This is a genomic window from Rhizobium sp. P32RR-XVIII (assembly GCF_012641395.1).
In the GTDB taxonomy this organism is placed as follows: domain Bacteria; phylum Pseudomonadota; class Alphaproteobacteria; order Rhizobiales; family Rhizobiaceae; genus Rhizobium.
The window spans coordinates 1-16038 of the sequence record NZ_JABAIH010000042.1 but is presented as its reverse complement, the minus strand read 5'-3'; the positions used below and the strand labels follow the sequence as shown (position 1 = coordinate 16038).

Here is a 16038-nt window from a genome sequence, read left to right as displayed (position 1 = left end):
TCTGCTTTGGACGGTGCCGTCTCAATTCGAGTTGGCTGAATACCATTTCTACGGGGCACTTGCTCGGGCGGCGCGCTGCGATACGTCCCTTGGCGAAGAGCGGCTCCGGCATTTGGAAGCGCTGGCGGCTCATCACCAGCAGATCACGCTCTGGGCGAAGAATTGTCCGGAGACCTTTGCAAACCGCGCCGAACTGACAGGCGCCGAGATTGCCCGGATCGAGGGCCGCGCACTTGACGCCATGAACCTTTACGAACAAGCCATCCGTTCGGCACAGGCAAACGGCTTTGGTCATAATGAGGCGCTCGCCCATGAGCTCGCCGCGCGATTCTACCAGACACGTGGCTTCGACGAAATTGCGCATCTCTACCTGCGAAACGCCCGGCACTGTTATCTCCGCTGGGGCGCGGACGGCAAGGTGCAGCAACTCGACGAGATGTATCCGCGCCTCAAAACGGACGAACCCGCGCCTGCTTCGACGAGCACTATGGCCGCGCCCGTCGAGCACCTCGACCTTGCGACTGTAATCAAGGTGTCGCAGGCGATATCAGGCGAGATCGTGCTGGAGAAGCTCCTCGAAACGATTATGCAAACCGCCATTGAACAGGCAGGTGCCGAACGAGGTTTGTTGATTTTGTCGCGCGGGGCTGAACAGCGCATCGCCGCAGAAACCACGATCAGCGGGAAGGCGGTGATCACGCGCCTGCGCGACGAGCCCATGGCCGCCGCCGTTCTGCCGGAGTCAGTGCTCCACTATGTCCTACGCACCGGGGAAAGCGTTATTCTCGACGATGCCGCCGGACAGTCCCCGTTTGCCGCCGACCCGTATATCCGCAAGCGGCAGGCCCGCTCAGTCCTCTGCCTGCCGCTACTCAATCAGGCCAAGATCATTGGTGTGCTGTTCCTCGAGAACAACCTGGCCCCTCGGGTATTCGCGCCGGCCAGGATCGCGGTGCTGAAGCTGCTCGCCTCGCAGGCGGCTATCTCGCTGGAGAATACGCAGTTGTACCGAGAACTCGCGGAACGAGAAGCCAGGATCCGGCGGCTGGTTGATTCCAACGTCATAGGGATTGTCATCTGGGACTTGGACGGACGTCTGATCGATGCCAACGATGCGTTTCTCCGCATGGTGCAGTATGATCGCGAGGATTTGAACGCAGGGCTTCGCTGGTTCGACATGACCCCTCCCGAATGGCAGGAAGTGCACGCTCGGAGTGAACTCGAAGAGCTTCAGTCGACTGGCACCATGCAAGCTCGCGAAAAGGAGTTTTTCCGTAAGGATGGCAGCCGGGTACCTGTGCTGATCGGCGCAGCCGCATTCGAAGGACGGTCGGATCAAGGCGTTGCCTACATCCTCGATTTGACCGATCTCAAGCGAGCGGAAGCAGAAGCCCGCGAGAGCGATCAGCGATACCGGCAGGTGCAGATGGAATTGGCGCACGCGAATCGGGTCGCGACGATAGGCCAGCTTACCGCTTCAATCGCCCATGAGGTCAACCAGCCGATCGCTGCAACCGTCACCAATGCCCAGGCCGCATTGCGCTGGATGGACAAGGAGCAGCCGGATCTCGCGGAAGTACGCAAGGCGCTTGATCGGATCGCCAGGGACGGCAGACGAGCTGGCGAAGTCATTGGTCGCATACGCGGACAGATCAAGAAAGCGCCGCCAGAGCGAGACATGCTCGACATCAATGAGACAATCACCGAAGTGATCGGCTTGGCCCGGAGCGAAATCACCAAGAACGGAATAAAAGTGGAGACGCAGCTCGCCGATAACCTGCCGCTCTTGCATGGCGACCGGGTGCAACTGCAGCAGGTGATCCTGAACCTGATCATCAACGCCACTGAAGCCATGGGCACCATCCATGGGTCGCGAGAGCTGTGCGTTCGGACGGCAAAGGAGAGCGCCGACTGCCTGTGCGTGGCCGTGGCTGACACCGGCCCGGGCCTGAACCCAGAGTTGCTCGAACGGATCTTCAGTCCCTTCTACACGACCAAGTCTAGTGGCATGGGCCTCGGTCTGTCGATCTGCCGTTCGATCGTCGAAGCACATGGAGGCCGGTTGTCGGTTGCGGCAAATAACCCCCATGGCGCTGTCTTTCAATTCACCCTGACTTGTGCCGGCTTCACCTGATCTGCCGCTTTGCAGCTAACCGCAAGACATAAACATTCAGTAAGATAGCTCGTCCGTTAACTGATAGGAGGCAGTTAATAGGGTCCTTCCTCATTTCTTCGTACAGTGGTGGCTCTTAAAGGGATCAGAACCAATGACCCCATCGTTACAAACTTCCTGTTCAATTAAATTTTCTAGACAAGCGAATATCTTGGCCCGTTCGCGTGACCGATTTGGGGCTGCATGCTGCCCGGCAGCTTCTAGCCTCGCAAGCAAGATACCGGACGTTTTTCAGCACTGCAGCGGCATAATAGTTAAATCGAACGGCTGTCATATGCCCAATGCAGTAGAGCCTGGCGCTGACGCGGCCGGCACCAGCAATCCCCAGGCTCGCAGGCTCGACGAAGCTGAGCGAGATGGCGGCGAATAGCTTTCCAACGGGCGATCTGTCGCTCGTCCTCGCCGGGCATGCGACGACCTTGGTGGTAACGGCAGTACCACTGGAACCAGCCACGCGGATCGTCGGGATGTATCCATCCCTTAGCTCGCCAGGCGCTGAGCGGTTGGCTGGCGTCGACACCGAACCAATTAAGTAACGGATCTTTTCGCAGCGACGACAGCCGGGCCTCTGCAAACCAACTGTTGGGGAATTCGTCGCGACAATCGGTCATGTACTTGCCGCCGAACACCCCGAGCGCGAGCATCTCGGCGGGTGTCAAGTCTGGCCGGAAATCGGAATGAAAGTTACGGCCAATTGGCGCAACGAGCGCGTACCGGTAGCCTTGCTGCATCCGGTCATTCACGACGACCCACCGGGGTCTCATCGGGCACCCTGCGACAGTGGTTTCGAGCGGTTGCGCCGCCAGATGGACAAGTTAAGTGCCGCCGCGAAACTCACCCACGCCAGGTAAGGAACAAGTAGCAAGGCAGCAGCCGCATTCACGGGGTGAAACATAATAATCGTCGCCAGGATCGCAACCCAAAGTACCATGATCTCCACCACGGCCAGCCCGGGTCGGTGAAGTCCAAAAAAGATCGGCGTCCACGCAGCATTGAGCAGAAGCTGGAATGCATAGACGCTGAGAGGCAGTGCTGCTCCGCCAACGCCTGCCTCTAGCCATACGAGCCAGCCCGACAGTCCGATCGACGCATAGAGAACCGTCCAGACCGGGGCGAACAGCCAATCGGGCGGGCGCCATCTTGGCTTGTCGAGCTGCTTGTACCAGTCGCCTGGCCTAAAGATCACGCCGGTAGCCGCCGCAGCGAAGCTCGCGACCTCGAAGGCGATCAACACAAGCAGGGGATACATGTCCATCCGGCAAAAGATGGAGGGAACCGCCGACGAGGCAAGCGGGTCCCTCCAAGGTCCTATCGGTTCTGGCCAGCAGCGAACTCGCCGGAGCCCATTGCAGAAAACAGGGGGATGATCTGCCAGGCCGCCGATAGCCCTACCAGCAGGTAAACGATCCGGGCGAGCCCCGAGCCAGCCCCGAAGATGGCGGCCACGAGGTCAAAGCTAAATAGTCCGACCAGCCCCCAGTTCAGCCCGCCTACGATTATGAGGATGAGCGTGAAGATGTTGATAAACTTCATGGTTCTTCTCCAGGTCGAGGGATGGGAGGTCAGCCTTCCGGCGGCATGATCACCTTGTCGATGACATGGATGACCCCGTTCGAGGCAGCAATGTCGGCAGCAGTGACAGCGGCGTCGTTGACCTTGACGGTGGCGCCCTCGACGTCGATGTCGATCATTTTGCCATTTACGGACTTCGCTTCGTCGATACCCGCCACGTCCGCAGCCATCACCTTCCCCGCGACGACATGGTAGGTGAGGATCTCAGCAAGCTTTTGCTTGTTCTCCGGCTTCAGCAGGTTTTCGACGGTACCGGCCGGCAATTTGGCGAAGGCTTCATCGGTCGGAGCAAAGACCGTGAACGGACCCGCCCCTTTGAGCGTGGCGACCAGGCCTGCCGCTTCGAGCGCGGCACCCAGCGTCTTGAATTGACCCGCCTCCATAGCGGTGTCGACGACATCCTTCTCTGCGGCAAACGCGCTGACGCTGCTGCCGAACGTGATCGCCGCAGCGAACAAAAGGCTTGTCAGTTTCATGGCATTTCTCCTCTCGATGACGGGTGCGAAATGCACGCCATGAATTTCATATAGAGAAAACATGTTTGCTTTCTACTCAAATTATCGTGACCTGAAAAAGAACTATCTTGTGAAGATAACTTTTGGCGTTATAATTTCCCGATATGAAAAGGAGTTTTGCGAAGTGCTCTCCGACACGTTGTCTAACGAGCTTCAGCGCTACGCGATCGGCCCGCGTATCAAGGCACTGCGTCTGAGAAAGAAGCTGGGGTTGGTGCAGTTGGCCGGGCATACAGGGCTCTCGCCTGCGATGCTCTCGAAGATCGAGCGCGGGAAGATGTTTCCAACCCTGCCTACGCTGCTTCGGATCGCCATGGTTTTCGGCGTCGGCCTCGATCACTTCTTCAATGCCGACAAGGAGGAGCCGCTCATCGCGATCGTCCGAAAGCAGCAGCGTCTCAAACTTCCAAGCCCGCCGGGCGAAAAGCACCCGGCCTTTCTATTCGAAAGCCTGGACTATCCCGCTTCTGACCGCCGCATGGAGGCGTTCTACGCCGAGTTCCCGGTCGATGCGCCGCCGTCAGAGCCGCATCAACATGGCAGCGCTGAGTTCATCTACGTGCTCAGCGGTCGCCTTATAGTCAATGTGGATGGTAAGGAGGCAGCGCTGGATACGGGAGACGCTATATATTTTGACTCTAGCGTTCCGCACAGTTACCGCCGCGAAGGCAAGGAAATTTCAACCGCTATTGTTGTGACCTCTTCATAAGCGGCCGGGTCATGGCGGGCGAGCTCGTTCCTTGCCGATTACCGCTTCTCGCCGCCTGCAGCTTGCAGCCGAGAACACGGGCACTATGGGGATTGGCGTCCGCAGATGGCGCCGCCAGAGCGACGCCAACGATTTCGTTCAGCCGATGGCTTCCACCGCGTAGAAGCATGCGACTACAAGGGTCGCATCCGTTTACCTCCCGGATCTGCCGACAGACAGATCAGGCGGGCATGTCCCTCTATTCCCCGTGATCAGCCGGTCGTCGCAATCGCCAGGAGCAGCGCTGGTGTTCGCAGTTGCCGATGCCGCACGTGATCTTCCGCGGATTGATGTTCGTTGATGCCGACCCGGCCGCTTGCTGCCGCTCTTGAGCGCATCAAACTCTGGGCGTTGACGCAGTATTCGCCGGTTGTGGCCGTTGATGGCGGGACGAGATCGTGATCATCCTGACGGTGGGGAGTTGGCGATGGTGACCGGATATTCACCGGTTTGTAGCCAAGGAACTCTACGCTTCCGTCGCACCGGGGCTGGTCCTGCGCTAAACTGCCGGGCTATATGCGAGTTAGATGATGCTTGAAAATATGGAGCGATCGATCCATATACCTATTGGAGCGGTTGAGGCATCTCCGTCGCTTCTCAAAGAAAGGTATGCATCCGCCCTCCAGCGATGCCCGCGTCCGCTCGGAGCGGTGCACAAACGTGGCCGGACGAGCATCCTTACGTCGAGGCCGGCATTCTGTTCCCAGTGACCATCACCTCCCAAGGAGTGAGCATATGTCCGCCTATTTCTTCGTTCGAGGTCCCATTTGCGACCGGGAGGCATTTCAGCACTGCGCGCGGCGGTCGCTGCAATGCTTGCAAGATTCGCCGGCCGCAGCGGTAAGACCATCGTTTCGAAGGACCGCAGGATCGACCGCACGTCGTGATCGCCGAGTTCCGAGATTTCGAATCGGTCGAACGCCTCTCAGAGGATCGTATTCGTCGCGGCGACGCTTCTCCGCGGGTTGATGGCAGCTGCTTCCTAGAACTGCGAATCTCGCATGATTGATCTCGACGCCGCCTCGGCGGCGTCTTCCACACTTCGGTGGACGGAACACTCAAGATAGATGCCCGAGAAAGAGCACGCCATGCACCATCTGACCATCCGCAGCCTGTCCGCAACACCGGTAGCGGTGCCATTGAAACGCCCGCTTCGGACCAGCTCGCAGATTTTTTCCACAGTACCGCTGCTGATCGTCGAGCTTAGTACGCAGGAGGGGATCACCGGCAACGCCTATGGCTTTTGCTATACGGACGTAATTGCGCGATCGATGCAAACGGTCGTTACGGATCTCGGAACCGTGCTCGCCGGCCAGAGGGTCGCTCCCCATTCGCTGTCGAAAAGAATTGCGCAGCATTTCAAGCTAATCGGCCTTGGCGGGCCGTTGCCGATGGTTGCTTCGACAGTCGATGTCGCAGCCTGGGACGCGCTGGCCGTGGCGGCCGGCATGCCGCTTGCTGATCTGCTCGGGGCCGAACGACGCCCCGTTCCAGCCTACAACAGTTGCGGCCTCAGCCTGATCGGTCCGCAGGAGGCAGCGGACGAGGCGGAGGAACTGCTCGCGGGTGGTTTCCGGGCAGTCAAAATGCGGCTCGGTCGACCGAATTTTGCCGATGACCTCGCGGCGGTTCGGGCGGTACGCGGGCGTCTGCCGAGTGAGGTAGCCCTGATGGTCGACTTCAATCAGGCCCTCACGTTCGCCGACGCCATGCAACGCTGTCCGGCGCTTGACGATGAAGGCATTTATTGGATCGAAGAACCGATCCGCCATGATGACTATATGCATTTGGCGCAGGTGAGCGCGACGTCGAAGACGCCAATCCAGATCGGCGAGAACTGTGTCGGGGCCCGGTCCGTCGCCGAGGCGTTAGAGACGATCGCCTCAGACTACCTGATGTTCGATCTCGACCGCATTGGCGGGGTGACCGGCTGGAGAGTGGCCGCTGGCTTGGCGGCGGCTCACAACAGGGAGGTTTCATCTCATCTGTCTCCCGAGGTTAGCGCTCACCTTCTCGCTGGCACCGCGACAATGCATTGGCTTGAATATGTCGACTGGGCGGCGGCGCTTCTGCAAGAGCCGTTGAGGATCGTCGACGGGATGGCAATCGCCTCCGAACTCGCCGGCAATGGGTTGCGATGGGATGCCGAGGCGGTCGCACGCTATCGGCTGAGTTAATGCCTGCTGCATGCACGCGACCGAACCCGTCTTGAAATTATAGATCGATCGCTCTATTTCGGCATTGAAAGAAGCTTGGCTGCGTTGCCCGCAATGGGGATCTGCAACAGTTAGAGGCGGAGGCGACGCAACGCGATGGCACGACCAAGAGAATTCGACGAAGACAAGGTGTTGACGGCTGCCGTCGATGCATTCTGGGCGAAGGGCTACGAAGCGACCTCGACGCGCGAGCTGACGCAGAGCACCGGTTTGACACACAGCAGCATCTATGCGGCCTATGGCGACAAGCGTGGAATCTTCCTGCGCTCGCTCGACCATTATCTCGACCACACCCTCAGACCTCGCATCCATTTTCTCGAGGCATCGATGCCGCCACGCGCGGCCATCGCTAGCTTCTTCAACGAGATTGTCGAACGTTCGATTGCGGACAAGCAGCATCGCGGTTGCCTACTTGTGAACACAGCCTTGGAATCGACGCCTGAGGATCCTGAGATACAACAGCGTGTCGCCGAGGAAACCGTGATGATCGAGGCGTTCTTCCGGCGCTGTCTTGCGTCCGCGCAGGAGGCCGGCGAGATCCCCCCAACACCTTCGCCAGGAGAACACGCCCGCCATCTGCTTGCGGTTCTCCTCGGGTTGCGTGTGCTGGCGCGAGTACGTCCGGACGAGGTCGTTTTGAGGGATGTCGTACGTCCGCCGCTGACGGCTATCGGCATTGATTGGAAGCCCAACCCATGATCCTCTCCTCGCTCGAGCCCATCGCCACCAGCTCCTCATGCGGAACCGGCCGTCGTCGGTGAGGATGAACTCGACGACATCTTCGCTTCGCAGAGGGTGCGATTACGAGATCATCCGGGATGCTCGACGCTGGCCAATAAAGAGGCGCAACTGATTCATCCTATTTGAAGAAACGCTCGATCTGACCGCGCAGCTTGGGCATCCAGCTGGCGCATGAGACGACTACAACACAACGCGAGCACCGCTTCGTGGAATTCCGCGTCGAGGGGGCCCTGCGTGGTCTGTAGCGACCTCCTCTGGGATGCCGAACTATCCACGAGTCTTCACTGCCCACTGTCTATTGCTATCGACAGTAAGATCTACACCTGACAGTTACCGATGTCAGGTCGTACGATCTCGAATAACAGCATTGCATGGAAGAAGCCTATCTACCTCATTGCGCTCCTTGGCGTGATGGGATCCCCATTCGATGAGGGAATCCAAGATGGGCCGCAGGCTTTCGCCGAGTGGAGTGAGCAGGTATTCGATCCCCTGAGGATCCCCGGCGACGGGCTGACGGCTCACCATTCCATGTTCCTCAAGCGCTCGCAGTTGCTCGATCAACACCTTCTGCGAGATGCCTGCAACGCGCTTTTCCAACTCGGAGGTGCGTTGCTGACCATCCAGCAGCACATAGAGGATAACTGCCTTCCAGCGCCCGGAGAGGACACCCAGCGTGCGCTCGACCGGCAAGCCCGGCAGTCTCTTGATGATCTTCATTCGCCACCACTGACCAAACGGTGTGTAGATCGGGAAGGCTACCAACAGGTAAACCTTCGATCAGCAACAATCGAAGGAGTATCTATGGTGGACCTGTTCGAATCTCAATGGCTTGGTAGCACCGTTCCGCTGAAGAACCGCATTGTCATGGCACCCATGACCCGCACGCGGACGTCTGATGGCGACGTCCCCAATGAGCTGGTGGCCACCTACTATGGGCAACGGGCCACCGCCGGACTGATCGTGACCGAGGCGACCGACGTTTCCCCGTCCAGCAAAGGCTACGCTCTGACGCCCGGCATCTACACGGAAGCCCAACGGCAGGGCTGGCGTCTGGTGACCGATGAAGTTCATCGCAAAGGCGGTAAGATATTTTCACAGATATGGCACGTTGGCAGGATGGCGCATCCGTCGCTCATGCCGAATGGCGAGGCCCCTTGGGGCGCCACCGAGGAAAGGGCTGAGCATTCGGATGTGTTTGCCCACGACGCGGATGGCAAGTTGGGCTATGTCCGTGCCGGCACGCCAAGACGCCTCGGGACGGATGAAGTATCAGCCTTGGTCGGCACCTTTTCCCAAGCCTTCGCCAACGCGCGGCAGGCCGGTTTCGATGGCGTCGAAATCCACGCAGCTAACGGCTATCTATTCGACCAGTTTATGAACTCGGTGCTCAATAGGCGCACCGATCGCTACGGAGGCGGTAGCGTCGAAGATCGCACGCGCTTCCTGATGGAAGTCGTCGACGCGGCGGTGCGTGAATTGGGCCCGGGGCGTGTTGGCGTCCGCCTGTCTCCGTTCGGCAGGTTCAACTCTATGCCGGCGGACCCGCTTGTCGAAGAAACGTTGCTGTACGTTTGTGAGCAATTGGGTCGCCGCGGTGTCACATATATGCATCTGGTCTACGAGCTAATGCCTGCGGGAAACATGGAGAGCGCCGAGTTCAAGAAACACCACATCGACCATGCTCTGCTTGCCAAGGTTCGGGCGGCGTTTCCTGGCGCAATCATCTGGGCCGGCGGCTTCACTAGCCGCGAGAGCGCTCAGGCTGCCCTCGACACCGGGTTAGCGGACCTGATCGCCTTCGGCAGACCATATATCGCAAACCCGGACCTTGCCGAACGTCTTAAGCACGGTTGGCCCTTGGCTGAAGCGGACCCATCAACTTATTACACTCGACGCGAGGAAGTGGGTTACACAGACTTCCCAACATATCCCATCGACAGCGCTGCACGCGGCGCGGCCTGATCGCGTCAGATCAAGCAGGTCCCACCCGCGGAACGCAAATCTCTAAGGAGGCTCAATTGACAGCAACGAAGAAGCCCTTCGCCAACATCAACTCAATCCGCGAAACGCAGGAGGCGGTTCGCAAGCAGCCGGCGCTCGGCAAAGTCACATTCAAAATCAAAGGGGAGGCGAATGGCGGTCTAGCTATCGCCTCGCACACCGGGCCGCTGATACAAAACGGTCAAGCGGACGACGCGCGCGATGGCAAGTTTGCTCTCGTCAGCGACGAGCCGGTAGTCCTCCTTGGCACCGATACCGGCGCGAGCCCCGCGGAATATGTCCTCCATGCACTGTACGGTGACCCTTGCCTCGATGGCCGCCAGCAAGGGGATAGACCTGAACGGGCTCGAACTTGACCTCGGCTTTGATATCGATCTCAACGGCTTCCTTGGCCTCGACAGTTCGGTGCGCAAAGGCGCGCAGGCAATAAAAGTCGACGTCATGGTCACCAGCGAAACGGCAAGCAGGGCACAACTCGAAGAACTGGTTCGCGAGTTGCCGAATAGCTCCCCCATTCATGATACTCTTGCCAATCCGGTCAAGATAACGACACGTCTTGTCTGAAGTATTACAGCGGAGGAAGACCTCCGCTGTAATACCCCTCTACCGCAGAGGTAAGCCTCTGTCGCTTGGGCATCCGTCGCAAGATCCCGTTGTAGACTGTCAACCCCTTGGTCAGACGCATTTTCGATGACCTTTGAACGACAGTCCGACAAGGCGGGCTTCGAGAGGATCAATTTTCGCCCGTCCATACATTTGCCTTTTCACAAGCTTCAACTTGTTGATCTGAGCGGCTCGCGAACGGAATCGATCCGCGAGGCCAACTCAAACACATTTCTCCTACGGATCATCATCTGGTACCGGTCGAGCGAAACTCTTGCCTCCGACAATGCCAGAACGCTCCTCTCGATATTTGCAGCCATCATGGCGCTTGTTTTTGTCAGATTGTTTCGGCTGGTGTCATCATGCGGGCGATCTTCGGGGCCGACGGAACGCGTTGACGTCGGATAAGGCAAAAGGTTATCAGCGCGGCGCCGACGGGGTCGCCCATTCGGTGACCCGTAGCGAGCCTCCAAAACCCCTCGTTTTCAGACGCCGCCAAAGCTCACCGCCGTTGTGGCGACCCTCGATCCAAAGTCCATCGAGAACGGTCAAATTACTTTCGAGGAAGCTTCCCGAACATGGAACACATCGTTCTGCATGCCCGTGCAATCTTGCGCACTGTTCCGCGGCTGATATCAGATCATCGAACGATCTCCTTGAGGGAAGCTTTCGTCTTTCATTGCTTTGATGGATTTGTCGACCGCCCCGGGCGGAGATAGGCTTCATATTGGGGGGCTCTGCGGGGAGAAGGTCGGGTTTCACGATAGAAGCGCCCATCGATCGCGGGGTAACAAGCATCGATTTGGGAACAGCATCCAAAAACGCACTGCTTGCATTTTCTATGAGATGGCAGTGGATCTGCGACTTGTATCGCGGCAAAGCGCTTGCCGTCGCCTCGCCGTATCGCCGCCGCGATCCCGCGATACGACTGCTATGCCTGGATAATCGGTTAGCCGCGCTTCAACCGTTGCTATTTCGCGATCCAGCAGAAGCGCGACAATACGTCGCCTCTCCAGACCTCAAACAATGCTGCCATAGCGATGATTGCGACGCCGAGCCAGTCATCAATGCCAACGACATTCAGCGTCTCCGTTGGAGCGCGGATGCGGCGACGGACAACTCGGAGCAAGGTGTCGTTGCTGACTGGCTGCATCAGTTGGTGTGACAGGCGGGCGGCGGGCTTTCGGTCGGTGAGAACAGTGTATCCGAAGCGTTCGGCAAAGATGCGTCGTGCGGCCAGATGTCGACTGGGCATCGCACACTTTTCGGCATCGCGCTCTAGAACTTATCCCAGGACCATTGCCCTCCGAGGCTTCTGCCAAAGATCAGAAATGACGGATAACAGATCTCAAGTTTGAACGTCCGTCCCTCAGCCTCAGGACTTGCCGATCGAGCCGCCGCCGTCGACGAACAGCGTCTGACCAGTGACAAAACCGGCGTCCTCGGAGAGGAAGAAGGCGATCGCGGCGGCGATCTCGCGTGGCTCGCCCAGCCGCCCGAGGGGAATCATCGATAGGAAGCGTGCCTCTGCCTCGCTGCCGACAGGATTATTTTTGCGCAGCATTTCCGTCGCAGTCGGACCGGGTGCGACCGCGTTGACGGTGATGTTGTGTCCAGCAAGTTCCAGTCCCCAGACACGCGTGAAATTGGAGATTGCGGCCTTTGCACCGGCATAGGCGGTGCGGTCTCGCATCCCAAGCACGGTTAGACTGGACAGGTTGACGATGCGACCCCAACCCTTCGCCTTCATCGCCGGCAACGCAGCCTGAACGGCCTGCACGGCCGGCGTCAGGTTGCGGCGAAAGGACTCTTCGAGATCATCGATGTTGATTTCGCCGATGCTGCCAAGCTTGATGAAACCGACATTGTTGACGACGCCATCGAAGTCGAACTTCGCCGTCAATTCCCTGAGCCCGATGTCCGTCGCGCGCCGATCAGAGAGATCAATTGATACCAATGTGCCCGGGAAGCTGGTATCCGTGGGGTCCCGAACGATGCCAACGACGTGGTGACCATCGTAAGCAAGCCGTTCGGAGAGGGAGCGGCCAATGCCCTTGCTGGCACCAGTCACGAGGAAGGTTCTCTTGGTCATTGTTATTACCTTGATGTCAGTTGCGCGTAATAGAGCAACTCTCTATTTTCAGGCGTGATGTCTGGCCATAGAGAATGAAAGATGGTCTCGCGGTTGGTATGGATGCTGTCAGCCGGCCCAGCCGGCTAGAAAATCAAGCAGCAGCTCGGTCGTCATGGCGGGTTGCTCTTCCTGGGGAACATGCCCACATTGGGGCACGGCAAACGTGCGCAGATTCTCAGCCATTTCCGCCCACACGGCGGGCATGTCGAAGGATTTACCTACGCCATCAAAATCGGCTCCCCAGATCGAGAAGGTTGGGCAGGCGATCTTGGTGGAGGCATCCGCCACATCCTGAGCAAGATCCTCGGCGCTTGCACGGTAGTCGGCAAGGCAGCCGCGCACCGCGCCCGGATTGCGGTAGGCGGTGACATAGGTCTCGAAGTCCTTGCCGGAGATGGCATGGGGATTGTAGCACCACTCGGAAAAAAGATGGCGTAGCCACTGCTCCTCGCGGCCGGTGATCAGAACCTCCGGCAGGTCGAGCTTGAGATGGAAAAGGAACAACCAGTACGTCTTGGCCATTTTCGCGAAGTCGAAATCGCGGGCTATAATGCGGGTTGGTACATTGTCCATGACCACCAACCGGTCGACGGCCTCTGCATGGTCCTTGGCGAAGCGGGTCGCCACGCGCGCGCCGCGATCATGGCCGACCAGGGCAACCTTTTTGATCCCAAGTACCCGCATCAGTTCTCGGAGGTCCTTCGCCATATTGCGCTTATCGTATCCGCCGACCGGTTTGTCGGTCTCGCCGTAGCCGCGCAGATCGGGGGCGATGACGCGGTATTGCTTGGCGAGTACCGGGAGCTGGTGGCGCCAGGTATAGCTTGTGAAGGGGAAGCCATGAAGCAGGACCACCGGAGCGCCCTGGCCCACTTCGATGAAGTGCTGTCGGATCCCGTTTGCACGCACGGTGTGATGTTTTAGTTCAGTCATCGTATCGACCTGTTTACAGTAGTTCGGGAGCATTCGATCCAGAAGTGTTATAGAGCGCACGCTCCAGAACCGCAAGCGAATTCTAGCAAGTCTCCGGGCCTCCCCGTCAGCCCGGCGCACTCGAATAGTTGCGCGCAAGTGATCGCCCTCCACGTGATTGCGGCCTTGAAGAGCATAGGATGGATCGGCCAGACGACGCTCCTTCGTACCGGGAAAGGTACCGACAAGGACGACATGCTTCCTCGCCGCCTTCCTTCCACGCCATCTGCGTGACCTGAGAGGGCGGCTCCAGCAGTCCTGGAAGACCTGACGCCGGCATAGAAACGGCAGTCCGGACATTTGCCTCGCGTCGGCCGTATAGCTAATTATCCATCTACGAGAGGCAAAGCCGTATAGCCTGTTCCCCGAGGGAGAACTCCGTCGAAAATGGTTGCTACGGCCTGTCCGGCGAAACCTTGTATGATTTGCTTGGCGCGATCTTCTCGGCGCGTTGTCGCGCCGGTCCGCCGGCGGTAACAAGATTATGCGCTGTGTTAATCAGGCCGATGTGCGAGAACGCCTGAGGGAAATTTCCGAGGAGGCGACCGGATACGATGTCATATTCCTCCGCGAGCAAGCCGAGATCGTTACGAATGCCGAGCAAGCTGTTGAACAAGTTGCGGGCATCCTGTTCGCGCCCGGTAAGCACGTAGGCGTCAGCCAGCCAGAAGCTGCACGCTAGGAACGCTCCCTCGCCGCCACCGACCCCGTCGTCCGTCTCGCCCGTGGAGTAACGCTTTACGAGCCCGCCCTGCAGCAGCTCACGCTCGACCGCATCAATCGTTCCCCCGATCCGTGGATCGTCGACCGGCAGAAAACCCAGCTGCGGCATGAGCAGCAGGCTCGCATCGAGCGTGTCGCCTCCATAGTACTGAACGAAGCTGTTCTTCTTCGCATCAAAGCCGTTGGTGCAAATATCACCGTGAACCTGTTGGCGCACGTGACGCCACTTCGTCACCGGCCCCTTTAGCCCGTACCGCTCAGTGCTAGTGATGGCTCGGTCGAGGGCAACCCAAGCCATCATACGCGAGTGGGTGAACGGACGCGGGGCTCCACGTACTTCCCAAATTCCCCGGTCGGGCAGTCGCCATGCCGTCTCCAAATGATCGAGCAGGACCTTTTGCAACCGCCAGGCCTCCTCCTGCGGCTGCAACTCGGCATCGCGCGCGGCATGGAGCGTTTCGATCAGTTCGCCATAAACGTCAATCTGCATCTGACCAGAAGCGTCGTTGCCGATCCTGACCGGACTGCTTCCTTCGTAGCCTGTTAGCCACGGCACCTCGAACTCGGGCAGCCAACGCTCGCCCGCGATTCCACACATGATCTGGAGTTGATCCGGAGAACCTGCGACCGCGCGCAGCAGCCATTGCCGCCAGTCCTCCGCTTCCTTGCGGTACCCCGAATTCAGCAATGCATAGAGCGTCAGCGCTGAATCACGCAGCCAGCAATAGCGATAGTCCCAGTTTCGCGTACCGCCGATCGCTTCGGGAAGCGAGGTGGTGGGTGCTGCGACAATTCCGCCCGTCGGGGCGTAGATAAGCATCTTGAGCGTGATAAGCGAACGGACCACGGGCTCGCGCCAGATGTCAGGCATGTCTTCAAAGCTGCCGTGCTTGACCCATTCGTGCCACCAGATCGCGGTGCGATCGAGTGCATCGCGGCGGTCGGCGACGAAATGTGGCTGCTCGTTGGAGGAGTGGTATGACATCGTCAGCGGAACGTTGTCGCCCGTATTCACGGTAAAGCGCGCGCGGGTTTTCAGGTCGCGTCCTTCGAGCGGCAGGTCTGTGTGCAGTTCTACCGCATGGGGGCCGGCGATTGCGCTCAGGCCGTAATCCTTGCGCCGTACCCAAGGCACCGCTTGACCGTTTTCAAAGCGCAGCGCAAGTTCCATCTCCATTTCAACCGCGCCTGAGACTCCCGTCACGATACGAATCAAGTCGAGGGCGCGATCATGTTTGTTGATCGGCATGAAATCGGTCAGCGTGACTACGCCCGCAGCCGTCTCGAAGCGGGTTTCTAAAATCGCGGTGTCGGGAAGATAGCGCCTGCTCGTTTGTACCGCCTCGCCCACCGGGGCGATCTTCCAGCGGCCGTTTTCAGGGGTGCCTAGCAGTGCGGCGAAGCAGGCGGGGAATCGAACCGCGGCAGGCAGAGCCAGTCGATCGATCCGTCCCTTCCCACAAGCGCTGCGGATAGCATGTTACCGATTAGTCCATAGTCCTCGATGCGTTGCGCCATGTTAGGATCAGCCGCCGTGCGAAAAGGACGGGTAGTCGCTCATGCCGCCATCGACAAAGACCGTCGTTCCGGTGATGTAGCAGGCAGCATCGGACGCCAGTATGACAGCCATCTTCGCGACA

At 58.9% G+C, this 16038-nt stretch carries 15 protein-coding genes and 3 pseudogenes; 9 read left to right on the top strand and 9 right to left on the bottom strand.

Features of this window, described 5'->3' with window-relative positions; translation table 11 throughout:
- A partial coding sequence (locus tag HGP14_RS34320) for a sensor histidine kinase (RefSeq protein ID WP_168834244.1) occupies positions 1 to 2134 on the top strand: 2134 nt, incomplete at its 5' end.
- Between the two features lie 293 nt (positions 2135 to 2427).
- On the opposite strand, the gene HGP14_RS34315 is transcribed toward HGP14_RS34320, so the two are convergent.
- From HGP14_RS34315 to HGP14_RS34300, 4 genes are read right to left on the bottom strand one after another with little or no spacing between them, the layout of a single operon-like run.
- Positions 2428 to 2937, bottom strand: coding sequence for a hypothetical protein (locus tag HGP14_RS34315; protein ID WP_168834243.1), 510 nt, complete (start codon positions 2935 to 2937; stop codon positions 2428 to 2430).
- Positions 2934 to 3422: a TspO/MBR family protein gene (locus HGP14_RS34310; protein ID WP_168834242.1), complete on the bottom strand. Its 489-nt coding sequence runs from the start codon at positions 3420 to 3422 to the stop codon at positions 2934 to 2936. The genes HGP14_RS34315 and HGP14_RS34310 overlap by 4 nt, the downstream gene beginning before the upstream one ends.
- A gap of 59 nt (positions 3423 to 3481) precedes the next feature.
- On the bottom strand, positions 3482 to 3706 hold the full coding sequence (locus tag HGP14_RS34305; RefSeq protein ID WP_168834241.1) for a DUF378 domain-containing protein: 225 nt from the start codon (positions 3704 to 3706) through the stop codon (positions 3482 to 3484).
- Between the two features lie 29 nt (positions 3707 to 3735).
- Positions 3736 to 4221, bottom strand: a complete 486-nt coding sequence (locus tag HGP14_RS34300) for a fasciclin domain-containing protein (protein WP_168834240.1) — start codon at positions 4219 to 4221, stop codon at positions 3736 to 3738.
- 163 nt (positions 4222 to 4384) lie between these two features.
- Here HGP14_RS34300 and HGP14_RS34295 point away from each other — a divergent pair, with 163 nt between their 5' ends.
- The 5 genes and pseudogenes from HGP14_RS34295 (at position 4385) to HGP14_RS34280 (ending at position 7923) form a co-directional block, all read left to right on the top strand.
- Positions 4385 to 4969 (top strand): helix-turn-helix domain-containing protein, encoded by a 585-nt coding sequence (locus HGP14_RS34295; protein WP_168834247.1) that lies wholly within the window; start codon positions 4385 to 4387, stop codon positions 4967 to 4969.
- 16 nt (positions 4970 to 4985) lie between these two features.
- A pseudogene (locus tag HGP14_RS36080) lies at positions 4986 to 5126 on the top strand (damage-inducible mutagenesis protein); the annotation flags it as partial.
- 48 nt (positions 5127 to 5174) lie between these two features.
- Positions 5175 to 5490 (top strand): annotated as a pseudogene (locus HGP14_RS36600) (DNA polymerase Y family protein); the annotation flags it as partial.
- A 585-nt stretch (positions 5491 to 6075) separates the two neighbouring features.
- On the top strand, positions 6076 to 7185 hold the full coding sequence (locus tag HGP14_RS34285; RefSeq protein WP_246704757.1) for an enolase C-terminal domain-like protein: 1110 nt from the start codon (positions 6076 to 6078) through the stop codon (positions 7183 to 7185).
- 135 nt (positions 7186 to 7320) lie between these two features.
- The gene (locus tag HGP14_RS34280; RefSeq protein WP_168834239.1) at positions 7321 to 7923 is read left to right on the top strand and encodes a TetR/AcrR family transcriptional regulator; all 603 of its coding nucleotides are present in this window, start codon (positions 7321 to 7323) and stop codon (positions 7921 to 7923) included.
- A 381-nt stretch (positions 7924 to 8304) separates the two neighbouring features.
- Here the strand turns inward: HGP14_RS34280 and HGP14_RS34275 are convergent, their stop codons facing one another.
- Positions 8305 to 8682: a winged helix-turn-helix transcriptional regulator gene (locus HGP14_RS34275; RefSeq protein WP_168834238.1), complete on the bottom strand. Its 378-nt coding sequence runs from the start codon at positions 8680 to 8682 to the stop codon at positions 8305 to 8307.
- Positions 8683 to 8766: 84 nt separating this feature from the next.
- Here HGP14_RS34275 and HGP14_RS34270 point away from each other — a divergent pair, with 84 nt between their 5' ends.
- From HGP14_RS34270 to HGP14_RS34260, 3 genes are all read left to right on the top strand, one after another.
- Positions 8767 to 9927, top strand: a complete 1161-nt coding sequence (locus HGP14_RS34270; protein WP_168834237.1) for an alkene reductase — start codon at positions 8767 to 8769, stop codon at positions 9925 to 9927.
- Between the two features lie 324 nt (positions 9928 to 10251).
- Positions 10252 to 10530, top strand: a complete 279-nt coding sequence (locus HGP14_RS35345; protein ID WP_205927463.1) for an OsmC family protein — start codon at positions 10252 to 10254, stop codon at positions 10528 to 10530.
- A 904-nt stretch (positions 10531 to 11434) separates the two neighbouring features.
- Complete coding sequence (locus HGP14_RS34260) at positions 11435 to 11734, top strand: hypothetical protein (RefSeq protein WP_168834236.1); 300 nt, start codon at positions 11435 to 11437, stop codon at positions 11732 to 11734.
- A gap of 210 nt (positions 11735 to 11944) precedes the next feature.
- On the opposite strand, the gene HGP14_RS34255 is transcribed toward HGP14_RS34260, so the two are convergent.
- The 4 genes and pseudogenes from HGP14_RS34255 to HGP14_RS34240 form a co-directional block, all read right to left on the bottom strand.
- Positions 11945 to 12661, bottom strand: a complete 717-nt coding sequence (locus HGP14_RS34255; protein ID WP_168834235.1) for an SDR family oxidoreductase — start codon at positions 12659 to 12661, stop codon at positions 11945 to 11947.
- A gap of 108 nt (positions 12662 to 12769) precedes the next feature.
- Entirely contained in the window at positions 12770 to 13669 is a 900-nt protein-coding gene (locus HGP14_RS34250; protein ID WP_246704756.1) for an alpha/beta fold hydrolase, read from the bottom strand.
- Positions 13670 to 14069: 400 nt separating this feature from the next.
- Positions 14070 to 15916 (bottom strand): annotated as a pseudogene (locus HGP14_RS34245) (glycoside hydrolase family 15 protein).
- 7 nt (positions 15917 to 15923) lie between these two features.
- Entirely contained in the window at positions 15924 to 16028 is a 105-nt protein-coding gene (locus tag HGP14_RS34240; protein ID WP_246704759.1) for an SDR family oxidoreductase, read from the bottom strand.
- Positions 16029 to 16038 lie beyond the last annotated feature (10 nt).

Coding starts and splice junctions, on each gene's coding strand:
- HGP14_RS34300 (WP_168834240.1), bottom strand. CDS start 4,221: ATGAAACTGACAAGCCTTTTGTTCGCTGCGGCGATCACGTTCGGCAGC.
- HGP14_RS34285 (WP_246704757.1), top strand. CDS start 6,076: ATGCCCGAGAAAGAGCACGCCATGCACCATCTGACCATCCGCAGCCTG.
- HGP14_RS34255 (WP_168834235.1), bottom strand. CDS start 12,661: ATGACCAAGAGAACCTTCCTCGTGACTGGTGCCAGCAAGGGCATTGGC.
- HGP14_RS35345 (WP_205927463.1), top strand. CDS start 10,252: ATGCACTGTACGGTGACCCTTGCCTCGATGGCCGCCAGCAAGGGGATA.
- HGP14_RS34305 (WP_168834241.1), bottom strand. CDS start 3,706: ATGAAGTTTATCAACATCTTCACGCTCATCCTCATAATCGTAGGCGGG.
- HGP14_RS34310 (WP_168834242.1), bottom strand. CDS start 3,422: ATGTATCCCCTGCTTGTGTTGATCGCCTTCGAGGTCGCGAGCTTCGCT.
- HGP14_RS34275 (WP_168834238.1), bottom strand. CDS start 8,682: ATGAAGATCATCAAGAGACTGCCGGGCTTGCCGGTCGAGCGCACGCTG.
- HGP14_RS34315 (WP_168834243.1), bottom strand. CDS start 2,937: ATGAGACCCCGGTGGGTCGTCGTGAATGACCGGATGCAGCAAGGCTAC.
- HGP14_RS34270 (WP_168834237.1), top strand. CDS start 8,767: ATGGTGGACCTGTTCGAATCTCAATGGCTTGGTAGCACCGTTCCGCTG.
- HGP14_RS34280 (WP_168834239.1), top strand. CDS start 7,321: ATGGCACGACCAAGAGAATTCGACGAAGACAAGGTGTTGACGGCTGCC.
- HGP14_RS34240 (WP_246704759.1), bottom strand. CDS start 16,028: ATGGCTGTCATACTGGCGTCCGATGCTGCCTGCTACATCACCGGAACG.
- HGP14_RS34250 (WP_246704756.1), bottom strand. CDS start 13,669: ATGCTCCCGAACTACTGTAAACAGGTCGATACGATGACTGAACTAAAA.